This window comes from Thiofilum sp., assembly GCF_016711335.1.
Lineage (GTDB): Bacteria > Pseudomonadota > Gammaproteobacteria > Thiotrichales > Thiotrichaceae > Thiofilum.
Window position 1 is genome coordinate 558,805 of record NZ_JADJTF010000001.1, and the last position, 15,205, is coordinate 574,009.

General features: G+C 47.1%; 14 protein-coding genes. 5 read left to right on the forward strand and 9 right to left on the reverse strand.

The features are described from left to right. Positions 1-100 precede the first annotated feature (100 nt). Together folE2 and IPL34_RS02685 are read right to left on the reverse strand one after the other, a co-directional pair. On the reverse strand, positions 101-1,090 hold the full coding sequence (folE2, locus tag IPL34_RS02680; RefSeq protein WP_296837321.1) for a GTP cyclohydrolase FolE2: 990 nt from the start codon (positions 1,088-1,090) through the stop codon (positions 101-103). A gap of 107 nt (positions 1,091-1,197) precedes the next feature. Beyond that, the gene (locus tag IPL34_RS02685) at positions 1,198-1,371 is read right to left on the reverse strand and encodes a hypothetical protein (protein ID WP_296837324.1); all 174 of its coding nucleotides are present in this window, start codon (positions 1,369-1,371) and stop codon (positions 1,198-1,200) included. Between the two features lie 252 nt (positions 1,372-1,623). Here IPL34_RS02685 and IPL34_RS02690 point away from each other — a divergent pair, with 252 nt between their 5' ends. Further along, a complete protein-coding gene (locus IPL34_RS02690; RefSeq protein WP_296837327.1) occupies positions 1,624-2,763 on the forward strand; it encodes a transposase in 1,140 nt (379 codons plus the stop codon). Positions 2,764-2,929: 166 nt separating this feature from the next. Here the strand turns inward: IPL34_RS02690 and IPL34_RS02695 are convergent, their stop codons facing one another. The 5 genes from IPL34_RS02695 to IPL34_RS02715 form a co-directional block, all read right to left on the reverse strand. After that, the gene (locus IPL34_RS02695; RefSeq protein ID WP_296837330.1) at positions 2,930-5,095 is read right to left on the reverse strand and encodes an SUMF1/EgtB/PvdO family nonheme iron enzyme; all 2,166 of its coding nucleotides are present in this window, start codon (positions 5,093-5,095) and stop codon (positions 2,930-2,932) included. Continuing rightward, positions 5,092-6,477 (reverse strand): SIR2 family protein, encoded by a 1,386-nt coding sequence (locus IPL34_RS02700; protein WP_296837336.1) that lies wholly within the window; start codon positions 6,475-6,477, stop codon positions 5,092-5,094. The genes IPL34_RS02695 and IPL34_RS02700 overlap by 4 nt, the downstream gene beginning before the upstream one ends. A 138-nt stretch (positions 6,478-6,615) precedes the next feature. Beyond that, positions 6,616-7,110: a rod shape-determining protein MreD gene (gene mreD, locus IPL34_RS02705; RefSeq protein WP_296837341.1), complete on the reverse strand. Its 495-nt coding sequence runs from the start codon at positions 7,108-7,110 to the stop codon at positions 6,616-6,618. Continuing rightward, the gene (gene mreC, locus IPL34_RS02710; protein ID WP_296843030.1) at positions 7,107-8,072 is read right to left on the reverse strand and encodes a rod shape-determining protein MreC; all 966 of its coding nucleotides are present in this window, start codon (positions 8,070-8,072) and stop codon (positions 7,107-7,109) included. Before mreC ends, mreD begins: the two co-directional genes overlap by 4 nt. A 123-nt stretch (positions 8,073-8,195) precedes the next feature. After that, positions 8,196-9,242: a rod shape-determining protein gene (locus tag IPL34_RS02715; RefSeq protein WP_020561048.1), complete on the reverse strand. Its 1,047-nt coding sequence runs from the start codon at positions 9,240-9,242 to the stop codon at positions 8,196-8,198. Positions 9,243-9,480: 238 nt separating this feature from the next. On the opposite strand from IPL34_RS02715, the gene hslO reads away from it, so the two are divergent. From hslO to IPL34_RS02730, 3 genes are read left to right on the forward strand one after another with little or no spacing between them, the layout of a single operon-like run. Further along, complete coding sequence (hslO, locus tag IPL34_RS02720) at positions 9,481-10,350, forward strand: Hsp33 family molecular chaperone HslO (RefSeq protein ID WP_296837350.1); 870 nt, start codon at positions 9,481-9,483, stop codon at positions 10,348-10,350. A 24-nt stretch (positions 10,351-10,374) separates the two neighbouring features. After that, positions 10,375-10,959 (forward strand): NAD(P)H-dependent oxidoreductase, encoded by a 585-nt coding sequence (locus IPL34_RS02725; protein WP_296837355.1) that lies wholly within the window; start codon positions 10,375-10,377, stop codon positions 10,957-10,959. Then, positions 10,952-11,722 (forward strand): alpha/beta fold hydrolase, encoded by a 771-nt coding sequence (locus tag IPL34_RS02730; protein WP_296837362.1) that lies wholly within the window; start codon positions 10,952-10,954, stop codon positions 11,720-11,722. Before IPL34_RS02725 ends, IPL34_RS02730 begins: the two co-directional genes overlap by 8 nt. Here IPL34_RS02730 and IPL34_RS02735 read toward each other — a convergent pair. Both IPL34_RS02735 and IPL34_RS02740 read right to left on the reverse strand, forming a co-directional pair. After that, on the reverse strand, positions 11,714-12,865 hold the full coding sequence (locus IPL34_RS02735) for a hypothetical protein (protein WP_296837366.1): 1,152 nt from the start codon (positions 12,863-12,865) through the stop codon (positions 11,714-11,716). The genes IPL34_RS02730 and IPL34_RS02735 overlap by 9 nt on opposite strands. A gap of 133 nt (positions 12,866-12,998) precedes the next feature. Then, positions 12,999-13,973, reverse strand: a complete 975-nt coding sequence (locus IPL34_RS02740; RefSeq protein ID WP_296837372.1) for a WYL domain-containing protein — start codon at positions 13,971-13,973, stop codon at positions 12,999-13,001. Between the two features lie 88 nt (positions 13,974-14,061). On the opposite strand from IPL34_RS02740, the gene IPL34_RS02745 reads away from it, so the two are divergent. Then, positions 14,062-15,168: a polysaccharide lyase gene (locus IPL34_RS02745; protein ID WP_296837376.1), complete on the forward strand. Its 1,107-nt coding sequence runs from the start codon at positions 14,062-14,064 to the stop codon at positions 15,166-15,168. Positions 15,169-15,205 lie beyond the last annotated feature (37 nt).

Genomic DNA, 15,205 nt, shown 5'->3' on the forward strand with positions numbered 1-15,205 from the left:
TAATAGAGCCGATGCTATAGCGTTAAAGGCGGGATAGGAAGTTTGCTATACAAAGTGGGTGAATCATCCACCCACTTTAAGAGAGAGTAAGGGTGCAGGCTTATGCTCTTAGCGCATATTCCCGTGGGTCATCACTATAACCATTAGGAACACACTTAACAGCAATCGCTACCGCATCATGTGCGTGCAGGCTTTCCATATGATTGACCCGTATCCAAAAATCTACCACGGACACCGTATCTTGCAGCGTTGCTTTTAAGCGGCGTGCAGCATCTTCACAGAACATTAGATTAGACGCATTGAGACGGGCAAACTCTTGTTCATCCGCACGTTTCACAGCCGCTTGTACAGGCGTTTGTAAAGCGGCTTCTAATTGATCAATTAAAGCGCTAATCGGTAATTGCTCAGTATTAGGCGCAAGACGCACTTTGACTTGTGCCACGCTACGTTGACTATGAGGAGTAGCGCGAATGCCTTGTACAGTGCCTAACCAATCATGTACTTGGCGCGTACTGACTGACTCCACCGCACCAAACTGCTCTTGAAATCCCTCTTGAATCAATTGACGAGCCAAGGCGGCTGAACACGGGCAAGTAGACGAATACGGTACATCCACCGCTAGCTCTAGCTCAAACTGTCCTTGACGTAAGGAGGCAATAATACGTACTGGATAATTTTTCCAGCCGCGATTGTCGGTCACTAATGAGCGGCGCTTTTCATAATAGTCAAAGCGACACTCTAAATAAGCCGCATCACTTAAACCCTCGTGCGACTCTACAAACTGCTGCACGACACGCTTTAATACTGCGGGGGTCACTTCTGCCATACCCAACTGATTATCGAGGGCTAGGTACAGGCGTGACATATGAATCCCTTTACTCAAAGGGTCAATTAAATTCACATAGGCTTGCACCCGCGCTAGGGTTTGAATGGCGGCTTGTGTTGGGGTAGGTACATAAACGGGTACTTCGATTTCACTCATTCCTACCCAATTGAGAGTCCCTTGTGGCCCTACATTGGGTTGCTTGGCAACATCCGGCAACGCGGACACTGCACAGGGCAACGCTTGGCAGGCATTTGGTGAGCTCATTGCATACTCCTAAAATCTAATATGAGTCTGATATGGGGTCAACGCTATCAGAACCCAAGCCTCATGACCAATATACCCCCCAGAAGGCGCGATTTTAGGTTAAAGAACTAGCGCTCTTTGGTCACTGCTGCACGCGGTCGCCCCACAGGACGTAGGCGTTTAAAATCTTCATCACTTAATTCATAAGTATCAGGGTCTTGAGCAATACCCGCTCGAATCCGTGCATCTTCTTCGTCTGTGGGTAACTCAAATACCCGACCTGTTTTAGATTTGACTAACATACTTAATAACCTCATGGAATAAACTCACTCCGCATTTCCCCCCCCTCCCTAGCCCTCCCCCCGCAGGGGCTGGAGGGAACATGGAGCATGGGTAATATATTAATATTATTAGTTTTTCTATACTGCTTTATTAATTCAAGGCACTATTCTTTATCTAATCTTATCCCCTCCACCCCTTGCGGCATAAGTATCTACACAAGTTGAAGTGATGATGAGAAGATAACGGTATGGATATAAAAAAAGTTAGCGGGTGTGGATGCCCGCCTGAGTTTGCGTTATGAACGCATGGTTCAGAGTTACATGAAGGTCAGTGAGCCGCTGAGTGCAGGTATGAAAGCCTTGAACGATGGGGTGAGCAGTTTTGCCCACACACAAGCGGCGTGGCGTTTTTATGCGAATCCGATGGTGAGTTTGTCAGTGCTGCAAGCGCCGTTAACGGCAGCGGCTCATGAGGGCATTACGGAGCGCTGTGGTTCGTATGCGTTGTGTATCCACGATTGGTCGCGGTTAGCGTATCGTCATGCGAATAAGGCAGATCGTTATGCGATTACGCATGCCAGCGATCAAGGCTATGATTTACAAAGTAGTTTAGTCATCAGTGATCAAACCGGTGAACCGATTGCCCCGGTAGCGCAATGCCTAGTGAGTGGAGTGGGTCGTCAGGCCACGTATGAGGAGGAGGTGTTAACGCCTCGTACGCATTTGGATGAGGTGAGCCGTGCGATGGAGCATCTGGAGGGCTTAGGGTTTTCCCGTCCCTTGGTTCATCTGATGGATCGCGAAGGGGATTCGGTGGGTCATTACCGTCGTTGGCAGTCATCCGGGATTCAGTGGTTGGTTCGTATTCGGGACAACCCGCAGTTGACCTATCAAGGGTCGGCTCTAGCCAGTAAAACCCTAGCAGAGCAGCTCACCTACCATCGAGCCAGAACCGTACAGGTTCAGGGTAAACCCCATGAACAATACGTGGGCGAAATACCGGTGAGTGTAACCCGTCGGTCTAAACCGAGCTGTAAAAAGCAGGTCCAACCCTCGGTCGCGGGGGAGCCGGTGATGGCACGCTTGGTGGTCAGTCGCCTCTTCAATGAACAAGGGGACATGATCGCTCAGTGGTTATTGCTCACTACCCTCACAGCCCCCACCGCCGACACACTGGTCTTGTGGTACTACTGGCGTTGGCAGATTGAGAGTTTCTTTAAACTACTCAAATCCGCCGGACATCAACTCGAAGCGTGGCAACAGGAGTCTGCACTAGCCGTCGCGAAACGGCTTTTGGTCACGAGTATGGTATACTTGTGTCACCGTCTGGGCGATTGCCGTGAGTCCTCAACCGGAAGTACAGCAACTTCGGCAGTTGTTGATTCGCTTGAGTGGTCGACAGATGCGTTCTAAGGTCACCTTTACTTACCCAGCCTTATTAGCTGGGTTAGAAACTTTTCTGGCGTTAGTCCAGCTACTGGACTCGTATTCACCCGCAGAGATTCAAACCCTCTCCCAGACCCTCCGTTCGGTAATGCATAAAAATGTGTAGATACTTATGCCCCTTGCGGGGGGAGGGCTAGGGTGGGGGGCTGTCCTGACGATAAAATTTAAAAACACGGAATCCGACAGAACTGTATCGATTATACGTATAGAACCTGAAGCGAGCGGAAAAACGCATCCAATCAGTCGTGCTACTCCACGAGCCGCCGCGCAAAACACGAGCGGTATCGTCGCTTTTATTCGCACAACGGGTTGCCTTCTCCGCCCCAAAATCATCCTGCCAAGACGAACAAGTCCACTCCCAAACATTACCCGCCGTATCGTAAATCCCCCAAGGGTTGGGGGCAAAACTCCCTACCGGAGCAATAAGCTTACCATCCCACTCACTCCCACAATCGGCACAATTAGCCTTATTCAAACCTTCGGCTTTCTCCCCCCAAGGATAAGGATAATCCTTATTCACGCCTGCTCGTGCTGCATATTCCCACTCTGCTTCAGTCGGCAAGCGATAGTTATCATCCGTTTTCTCACTGAGCCACTCGGTATACGCCACTGCCTCGTTCCAGCTCACCTGAGTCACAGCACGTGTCCCGCGAACATTATCATGACTAGCACCCGCAGGGTAATCTAGCTTCTTCCCAACTACTACTGTATGCCGTTGCTGCCACACATAATAATCATACTGTTCATAGGTCACCTCATAGCGCCCCGCTTCAAATCCCTCAAAACGAGCCTTAATCGTCGGATAGGCAAAATTTTGTATTCCATATTGATTAGCTACCTGTAATTGTGCCTTTACCCTCTCACCAAAGTCTGCATCTAACTCCCCTAACTCTACCTCACCTGCTGAAGCCGGAATCGCTACCATCTCTGTCTCTGGCAAAGCTTCCGGCACTAAGCCCCAATCCATCAAACGAAATTTATGCTGCTGAAATAAATAGCTCACCGGAAAATGACTATTTTTGTATAGCCAATAAAACGAATCCGCCAAAAACGCTGTCACCAATACCCCAACCGCTATCAGCCCACGAATCGTCCAACGTTGGCGTTTTAATTGCCGCGCCTTCCACTCATTATTCCAGCGCTCAATACTTTCCGAAAACATATCGTGGTATAGCTCATACCACAGCACGCCCTCACGCTCCTCACGCAGCAACACCCTTACCTGATCGGTGGTCAAACGTTCTAACACACGCTGCAAGCGCTCAGGCTTTATCCTCAGACTCTTAGCCAGCTTATCCAGCGGCCACGCCATCTTAGCCCCACGTTGCGCCACCAAATAATCAAACGCCTGCGACAAAAGCGCCTGCTCACCTCTACTAAAGCCCGCCAATACCCGCCGCAAAAATTGCTCTAAAATTCCTGTCACTCCACCCGCCTGCTGATAGTGACTCAAACGCACCACACGTTCAGGATCATCCTGAGCCAATTGCCACAAACGCTCACACACAATCTGTAAATAGGGCGGCTCCACCACCGTATGATCGACCTGCAATAGCCGCTCGGTCACACTCACCTCACGCACCTGTTGCGCTAAATCGGTCAACAGTGGCTCTAATAACTCATCCTCATAGCGAAAATCGAGCGCCTCCACCGGACGTACTATGGCTAAACGCGCCGCCTCACGATCTAATTTTTCCAGTCGATAAAAGTTTTCAAATAGTAAAGTCGGCAAGCGCGGCTTAAAGGCATTCAACTCCAGCGCAAAATCTTCGCGCATCGATAACACCACACTCACGGGCAAGGTCTTATCCACTATCACATCGGTCAAGGCTTCAATCAAAACACTAAAGGTCTTACGCCCACGCTGGTAGCGAAAAAACTCTTCAAATTGATCAAGGATGAGTACCAAAGGCGCACGAGTCAGCAAGGACACATAGCCCAATACCGCTACTAAAGACTCGTGTTGCAATTCCGCTCTATCGGCTTCGGTCAATAGGTGTTGCGCGGTTAATTCCTGCAAAATAGCTTGGCACAACACCGCGCTCATATCCTCCTCGCCCCACCAGCGCCGATGATAGACCACACTCAAATGCTCACCGGCGGGCTGTTTTAATTGCGGCATCACGGCAGCTTGCAAGAGCGAGCTTTTACCCACACCACTGGCGGCAAATAATAAGGTCAGGCGATTGGCTAAAATCTTATCGATCAAAATCGCCTTATCCCCTTCGCGCCCGAAAAAATACGCCTGCTCGGTTTCTGCAAACGGACGTAGCCCAGGATAAGGTTTTACCGTACTCATACCCGACCCTCCGCTAGCAATGTCACCAAATCGGCTAATTTCAGCGGACAAGTCTCCACGCCACGTTTACGCCAAAACACCTCTTCTAAAGGTTGTGGGGGATGAGTGTGGAGTACTTGCAAGGCACTATTGCGCAGCACTCGTTGCAATAAGGCATTAACAATTAAGCGCTCCTCCCAATGACTTGGCTGATAGCCCATAAATAAGCAACCTAATTCATTGATCTTACGCACCACATAGTTGGGGATAATTTCTTGGGCATGGTGAGCAAAATTAAAATACTCACTCTCGGTCAGTGCTAACGCATCTTGCCGCCCCTGCATTGAACACGTACCACGCAATTTGTAGATCATCGAATAGCGTTCTAGCTCAGGAAGTTTAGAAATATCGTCTTTGGTATACACTTTGGTTTCGGTACGATCTGAGAACTGCACCCACACATGCCCCATACTGTATTCATCTGACTGCATAATCGAGGTCAGTAACACAAAGGGCTTATGCGCGGCACGAAACGCTTGCTCTAATAAATCATCATAAGCGGCGGAAATCAGCATTAAGCGTTGCGGGATAGCGGCTAGGGCTTGATACAGCGGCACATGCGGCACTTTAGGCAAAGCAGCACCCACCTTTTCCAATAACACTTGTCGCCCTAAATCACCCCGTTGCACATAGTACTCAGCAATCGCGGATAATGTGCCATCAAAATGGGGATAACACGCCTCCTGTGCCAATTGCTGCGTTAAATCGCGTGTACTCAGGCAGGGCACGGCTTGCACCACTCCACTGCCCAAAAATAACACCAGCCGCCCCTGCACAATATTGTCACGCAAGCGTTCCTTATCAAAATTAGACCAGCGTGCTGTTTGAGCGCTAGGCATATTCGTTAGCTGCCAAGTGTCAATAAAATCCGCCACACTCATGCGCCCTTCCACTAAATCCGTAACATCTTCTATTAACGCTTGATAACTCTCGGAGACTTCAACCTTTTTTACCGCTTCGGCGACTTCCGAGGCAATCACACTAAACTCAGATGAGCTAAGTTTTACTCGACCTAGTTTACGAATCAGGAGCTGCGCCTGCTGAAGTAGTGGCTCAAGCGCGGCTAATTCGGCTTGATAGTGCAGTGCCTGCGGATGTTGGGGTTCTGCTGCTAAGACTTGAGTGACTAATTGACGTACCTCAGGATAAGCACCTTTATAGCGATAGTGACTAATCCCTTTGAGACGGTAAGTTTGCAGACGTTGCAAGCTCTCTTGCAGCGCCTGATCTTGGCGAAATTGATTTTCAACGCGGGTTTCAAGATCACGCTCACGCCATAAAGACGCATAACGTTGCGTGAGTTGTTCAAGATGGTGGGGAGAAAACTCATCAAATCCAGACATAAACCAGCCCTTAGGACGCGGATGCAGTGACACTGCTATTGTTTATACCAGATTTTAAAAAACTATCTACCCTGAAACAATCACATTACGTTCAGCAACGCTTGTGTGAGCCTAACAAACTCACTGACTCACCAAATACTACAAGCCTTTCTTTTGAATATAAAAATAACTCAATAGCCATTGATACAACGGCCAAATTAACAAGCTACTGAGTAAAGGCGCCCAGTATTGCCACGTACTACCGTCTTGAGCAAACCCTGTCACCCCACGAATCCACAAACTCAGCAGCATATACAACCCTAAGACCGCTACGATAAGGACAAACTGTTGAAAATAAGCCTCTGGCGTCATACGCCCCCCTAAACGAATGGACAAATACCCCACCACCACTAACTCTAAAGCATGTTGCCCCAATAGTGAGTTATGCAGTACATCCATTAATAGCCCAATAATAAACGCCATCCACAACCCTACTCGATGCCCTAACACTAATGCCCAATGAATTAAGGCCAGTGCTACCCATTCAGGACGCCACATTTGCAAGGTATCGGGTAAAGGAATAATGCTTAGAATCACCGCCAAAAGCATAGATAGGATAATCGCACCAAAAAAACGCGGCGTTACAGCACTCATGGCGCTCTCCTTACTGGCGGCTGAGGTGTGGCATTAGGCTTAGTCTGACGGGGTTTAGCTGGCTCGGTGGCTGGCTTGTCTGCAGCAGGTTTTGCTGTTGGCGCTGCGAGGGGAGGCTCAACAGGTTTTTTAGGCCACACTAGCAATACTTCTCGTGTCTGCTCAAAATCTACCAAGCTTTCCGTAGTAATTTGGGCAAACTGACTGCTTTGGTCATAACTAATACCATTTTTAATCACACGCGCGACCGGAAAATCAGGCGGGAATAATTGGTCTAGACCAGAGGTCACAAAAATATCGCCTTCTTGAATCTTATCTTCGCTTTGAATCACCACCTTATCGAGGCGTAGGGTATTAGTTTTACCCGTACCTAAGGCTAAAGTGGTAAATCCGGTACGTTGATTGCGTACTGGAATGGCATGACGCTGATCGGTTAATTGAATCACTGTGGAGCTAAAGGGGCTGACTGTTAACACTTGACCATAGATTTTACCACCCGCTAATACCACTTGCTTTTCGTAAACCCCATCGCGCGACCCTTTGTTCAAGGTCACAATACGTCTTACCCGCTCGCCTGAGGACGATAAAATCTCAGCCATAGAAAAATCAAATCCCATTCTCGGATTAGCTTTTAACTCATAGCGTAGGCGTTCATTTTGTTGCTCAACAATTACCATATCCTGATAGCGGGCTTCATAAAGGCGTAATTGATCCTTGAGCGCATTATTTTCTAGTGTGAGGTTAGTTTGCTCAGTAAAGAAAGTAGCCGTTTCATTATAGACCCGAAACGGTACATCAACTGACCATTGCAAAGGATAAGCTAGAATCGAAAATAGCGTTCGGACAGGCGCCATCGATTCAGTTTTACGATAATCAAACGCCATCAGGGTAAGCGCTAATATCACTAGCAAAATAAACTTAATAGAAAGCCCCGGCGCTGAATGAAAATTGCTGTTACTAATGTCCGCCTCCGTGCCACGCGGGCTAGAGTAATATTATTATCAATCTTAGTCGGGCAACTGACCACAAGCCACGCAACCAGTTGTCTAGCCCCATACCAATCAAAAATAGCTTTAAAACACTAATCAATCAGTAGAGAGGAAGGCATCCCCTTCAGCTTCTAACATTTCTAAAATGCGCCCACCACCACGCGCCACACAGGTCAAGGGATCATCGGCAATTACTACTGGAATCCCCGTTTCTTCCATTAATAGACGATCTAAATCCCGTAGTAATGCGCCACCACCGGTTAACACAATACCGCGATCCGCAACGTCTGCACCGAGTTCTGGAGGTGTTTGCTCTAAAGCGGTTTTAACTGCACTCACAATACCAAACAGTGGCTCTTGTAAAGCTTCAAGAATTTCATTACTGGTTAAAGTAAAGGCACGCGGCACACCTTCGGATAGATTGCGCCCTTTCACCTCGATTTCGAGTAATTCTTTGCCCGGATAAGCGGAACCAATTTCGCATTTAATCCGCTCAGCGGTCGCTTCACCAATCAACATACCGTAATTACGACGCACATAGCTGATAATCGCCTCATCCAAGCGATCACCACCAATGCGCACTGAGGCTGCATACACAATACCGCGTAATGACATAATGGCGACTTCGGATGTACCGCCACCAATATCTAATACCATCGAACCAACCGCTTCATCGACCGGAATACCTGCACCTAAGGCGGCTGCCATGGGTTCTTCGACTAGGTAAACTTTACGAGCACCTGCACCTAAAGCAGAATCTTTAATCGCGCGGCGCTCCACTTGAGTTGCGCCACAAGGAACACATATTACTACGCGTGGGCTTGGACGCAGGATACGACCGGAATCGACTTTACGAATAAAATGCTGCAACATTTTTTCGGTGTAAGTGAAATCAGCAATAACGCCATCTTTCATAGGTCGAATGGCAGTGATATTTTCTGGGGTACGCCCCAACATTTTTTTGGCTTCTATCCCGACCGCTTCAATCGATTTTGGACCACCGGGTCCTCGGTCTTGGCGGATAGCAACAACGGATGGCTCATCCAACACAATGCCTTTACCACGCATATAAATAAGGGTATTAGCCGTGCCAAGATCGACAGAAATATCATTGGAAAACAAACCAGAGATGGCTTTGAACATTTTGTTAGTCCGAAATAATGCTAAATTTAAAAGTTAGTTGCAGAAACGTCCTGTCAGATTCTGGTTATTCCTTGCAAACAAGCCCCCGCCTGCCCAGGCGCAAACAGTTGCCAAATGTAGCAACCGAGATAGTTTTGAGCAAGCCAACAGATATGATAAGTTCTCAATACATTAAAGATTGCACTAGTGCAGGCAAATCCTTGCTGAACTAAATCAAATTTTCACCTACTGGATCACTATGAGCACTGATATTTTACACCGCTTTTTACTGGAAACACCTAATGTACGCGGTGCATGGACTGCGCTAGAGCACACATGGCAACAATTAGTCACTAGAGCCGATTACCCCCCTGCGATTAAAGCGCTATTGGGGGAAGCTTTAGCGGCTATTACCTTATTATCCACTACTATTAAACATAATGGCTCGATTATCTTACAGTTACGTGGTAATGGACCAGTACACTTAGTGGTTGTCCAAATTCAAGCCAATGGTGCAGTACGTGGTCTAGCACGGTGGTCTTCAATCCCTGAAGATACAAGCTCTTTAACAGCGATGGTAGGGCAAGGTCATATAGCCATTACCCTCGATGCTGAAAAAGAATCTGAACGTTACCAAGGTATTATAGCCCTAGAAGCGCCTACCTTAGCAGCCGCTTTAGAAAATTACTTCCAACAATCTGAACAACTCCCTACACGCTTGTATTTAAGTGCGAATGAACAGCGTTGTGCCGGTATTTTAGTGCAACGTTTACCTGAAGCTAATGAGGAAAATGAAGACTTCACCCGCGTAGGGTTATTATTAGATACCTTATCTACGCATGAATTGCTCACTTTAGACGCTCAGCAGGTGCTCTACCGCTTATTTCATGAGGAAGAGGTGCGCTTATTTGAGGCTCATCCGGTTTTCTTTCAATGTAGTTGCAGTCGGGAGCGTATCGAGCGCATGTTAATTAGCCTAGGTGCAGAGGAAATAGACTCGATTCTGGCTGAACAAGGTCAAATAGAGATTACCTGTGAATTTTGTAATACCCGATACACACTAGATGCTATTGATGCCAAAAGCCTTTTTATCCAAAGCGCTATGCCCATCCATAACACTCTACACTAATAACAACTAAATTCAGGACACCCTATGCGTGTATTAATTGTTTACGCCCACCCTAATCCTAATAGTTTTAATCATGCCCTCGTAGAACATTGCCAACAGGGACTAATAGCAGCAGGGCATGAAGTCAAACTGAAAGATTTATATGCTGAAAACTTCGACCCCGTACTGCGAGCAGAACATTTAGCCGAATTACAAACTGGAGTCATTCCCGCCAAAATCCAGCATGAACAAGCAGCGCTATTATGGGCAGAGGGATTAGTGTTTATTTATCCTTTGTGGTGGTTTGGGCGTCCGGCGATTTTAAAAGGTTGGTTTGATCATGTCTTAACCCGTGGTGTGGCGTTTGATTATTCGCAACAAGGGGTGACTGGATTATTGAAGCATCGGCGGGCGGCGGTGATTATTACCGCAGGTGGCTCACAAGATTATTTTAAAGGTATTGATGCGGAGACTCTGATTCATCGCCCTATGACCGACGGTACTTTATCGTATTGTGGTATTCCGCAAGTCGATCAATTTATTTATTACAATGTACCGACCATGAGTGATGCTGAGCGTCACGCCATTTTAGCTCAGGTGCAGCAGTTAGGTAGAGAGTTCGATGCTTAATTATCGTATTTATGGCGCACTAACTGAGCACACTACCCCCCTCGTGGTGCTACATGGTTTATTAGGCTCTTTGGATAATTGGCATACCTTTGCTACTCGCTATGCCCATACTCAGCCTATTATTGCCATGGATATGCGCAATCATGGCAACTCTCCGCATGTAGTAGGGATGACCTATCAACTCATGGTAGAGGATATTCTAGCCACTCTACATCACTTAGGGATTAAGCAATGTGACCTCATGGGGCATTCGATGGGTGGCAAAGCTAGCATGGTACTAGCCACCCAAAACCCTGAATTAGTGCAACGTTTAATCGTGGTGGACATAGCCCCCTATACCTACCGTCCACGCTTACAAAACTTATTACATGCAATGAATACGCTACCTCTAGCGACCTTAAAAAATCGCAAACAGGCTGATGAGCATTTAAGTACCGTCGTCACCAGTGCCTTTGAGCGTGGCTTTTTATTAAAAAACCTCTCCCGCCAAAGCGATGGAACCTTTAAATGGCTATGTAACCTGCCAGAAATTACCCGCAATTATCTAAAAATCACAGGCTTTCCCGCCTTAAACCCTAGTTATACGGCTCCAGTATTAGAAATAGCAGGAAAGCAATCGGATTATGTTACCGAGGAGACTTGGGCTACTATACAAGCACTCTTTCCTCAGGCACGGTTAGAGTATATTGAAGAGGCGGGGCATTTGCCGCATGTGCAAACGCCCGATCTATTTGAGCAATTAGTGCGTGACTTTTTAGGCTAAAGGGGCGCGATAGGTATTAATGCGTCGTGACCAACCCGCCAACCAACGCTCCTCGCCACTGCCATTCGGTGCATTATTGACGCGGCGTTGCAATACCTGCATCGCTGCATCCGCAAAGGCATTGAGAGCATCTTGTCCGGGCTGAGCAGGGCGCATGGTTTCTAGTACTTGTAATAGCCCCCAGTTTTGTCCGCGATAGCCGCCACTACGATTCAGTCCTTCACCTTTGAAATTCACATAGTCAATAATCGCATACCACCCCCCTGGTGTGTTAGCCAACACATTAAGGTTTTGTGCGACTAGGGGGCGTAAATGAGCAGGTGAAGTACGTACCAATTTGGGCATCGCTAAACGGGTACGATCCACAATATATTGCGCTTGTAGCTCACGCGTTTGGAATAAAATAGTTTGTAGCTCTTTGACTTGAGCTGTATTTTTAGCTCGCATTAATTCCGCTTTGGAGCGCCACGGTGCTCCGGTATGACGCGCCTGACGCACCCAAGCAGGTAGTTGCACTCCATTACGTTCTAAGTGATCTAGCAATTGCGGGAAGGTATTACCAAAGCGTGCTGCACGCCCTGTTGGATACCAAGTGAAATGCCCAATACCCATTGAGGCAAAGTTTTCGCCATCATTCCAATGCACTAAATTGCTGACACTACCGCCGCTTTCGTTTTGGAAAATTTGCTCGCCAATTTTGCGCAACTCGCTCCATTGTAACGCAGGCATGCCAGAGCCTAATTCAATCGGCTGATTCACCTGCATAGGTGGCATAGCCACGGGTGGCGCTGGCATATAACCAACCATCTGGGTTTCATACTCATAGGCTTGCGGTTGATAAGCCTGCTCAGGTTCAGGAACATATACCTGTTGTTGATGCGCATATTGATGCTGGGGGCGCGGCGCTGGACGCACAGGACGGGGTTGGTGTTGGGGCTGTGGATTAGCAAAATGATAGCCCGACCCAAAACCCGCATCGACCTGAGCCACCGCAGTTGAATGAGAGCCACTGGTTTTAGCTTGGTTGGCATTTGAGGGGGAAGAACCCGGCTCCGCTTCAGGAATGGTTTGAGAGGGACTACAAGCGGTTAACTGTACCCCTGCTAGGGCAAAAAGAACCGCCCAGGTTCGTTGTTTTATCATATAGCCTCACACTTATTTTTATATTGTTATGTTGAGCCGACGGTGTGCTTATAAACGACTCTTATTAACGAGCAAGGCTATAATTTATTAGTGTGAATTGCTACACATTTTTGACAAGCTTACTCAACTCCTGTCAGTGATAATGTTCTAAAGCCGCTATTAATTTCTCCTTCACCCACTGACGCAAATTTTCAGGCTCTAGTACCGTCACCGAGGCTCCACGCCTTAATATTTCACCTATTAACTCTGTGGGATTACCATAAGGAATTTTTAATAAATAGCTCCCATCACTCTGCCACTCACCCTCCTGTTTAGGATGCCATACCTCATCGGCAATCCAACGCGCTGCTTCAGGATTAAACTGTAAAACCGCAATTGCTTTGACCTCACCAGAAAAAATCCCGAAAGAGTCGAATAAGGTTGCTTCCAAGGTTTCAGGTGCAACTTTAGTACTCACCTGTTCTAACTTAGTCACCTGCTCAAAACGATCTAAGGAAAAAGGTCTGACCGCTCCCGAAGCATGGCATAGTGCGGCTAGATACCAATTATCACGGTAAAAAATCAGTTTTTGCGGCGATAACAGATGTTCAGAGCGCTGATTGCTAGAGCGCGAATAGTAAGTCGCCTGTAATTGCTTGCCCTGCAAACACGCTCCAGCCACCACCTCAAAAAACTGATATTGCCCTAAACGCTTACCATGCGGAATCACATGAATGATATTGGCTAAATTAGTATCGGGTTTAATTTCTGCTCCATAACGTAAAATCGCCTCCACTCGATCTTTTAACAGTTGAATATCATCTTGTAATAATTCAGGGTCAAAATGCGTAATAAGCTGCTGCATGGTGAGGAGGGCATAAATCTCTTTTTCCGAAAGCCACACACCGGGGAGCTGGTAAAAGGCTTTCTGATCAGGTACATAGTAATAGCCATTGCGCTTAGCATCATACTCAATCGGAGCACCCAAGCGATCACGTAAAAACTCTAAGGCACGACGTACTGACTTTTCTGAGCACTCTAAGCGCTCCTCTAAAGTTTTACGGGGTATAGGTAATCGCGCCTGCATTAATAAATTATGTAATTTTACAATTCGCTCTGTGCGTTCCATAGTATGAACCTCGTTTAGATAGAGCTAACTTAAAGGAGTTAGCCTATGCACACAATAGACCTAGATAAAATAACAATGGGCTTTAGGTATGAATAAATTATTAGTGAGTCTGGGATTAAGTCTACTTCCCTTCACCGTGCAGGCTGTCAGTCATAATCCTGATGTGAAACGCAGTCCCTTACAAACTCAAGACCTGTCGGTTTCTTTTAATCAGCATCAAAATGGTTATTACAAGGGTGACCTAATTTGGGAGGATTGGGTCACGTTAGCATGGGATGGAACCAAAAATCGGGCGCAAATCTATCAAGACAAAGCGCAACAAACCAATCCCTTTTTAAGAGTGAATTACCCTAAAGATGGCGTCGGCCCTTTACACAGTGGCGCACAATTTCTGGTGCATTTGCCTCCAGCGGATGAGTATTGGTTGACTTATAAAGTACGCTTCAATGGACGCTTTGATTTTAATTTAGGCGGCAAGCTTCCGGGCTTTGCCAGTGGCGAGGGTAAGTATGCCAATGGCGTGATCCCCACCGATGGTAAGGGTTGGACCGCTCGACTGATGTGGATTAGAGAAGGTGAATTAGTGCCTTATCTGTATTACGTGGATATGCCTAAAGAAAACCGTTGGGGGCATTTTTGGTCAACCAGTAATTTTATTAAACCCGATACTTGGCAAGTCATTACACAACATGTGCGCTTAAATACGGCTGGACAACGTAATGGACTGTATCAAGTATGGGTAGATGGTAGACCGCTAGTCGATAAGCGCGACATGCTGTGGCGCTACGGTAACTACGGGCAAATTGATTCGTTTATCTTTGGAACCTACCACGGGGGGGCTAATCCCGAATGGGCACCGCGCTGGAATAGTACCGCTGACTTTGATGATTTTAGTATTAGTCGCCAAATGCCTGCTTATTTAAGAAATGCTCCGGTGCTTCAACAAGCAAGCCAACCTCTATCTAATAAACCTAATCCTGTACCTGCGCTTATGGCAACTAGACGAGCACTTCCCAACGTTGCACGCCCGCCCCGCCCTATTGCTGTTAGTAACAAACCTATGGTGCAAATGCCATTAGCCAGACCTATTAAGCTAACCACTTATGTAAAGCCTACTCAACAGCAACGCTTTATACGCCCTCTCCCTAAAGTGGTGAAACCCCAACCGTTTAATATCAACTTCCCTAGGCGTTAATTGAGCTAGCTCAAAGTTTTGGGAATAATGTCACTCC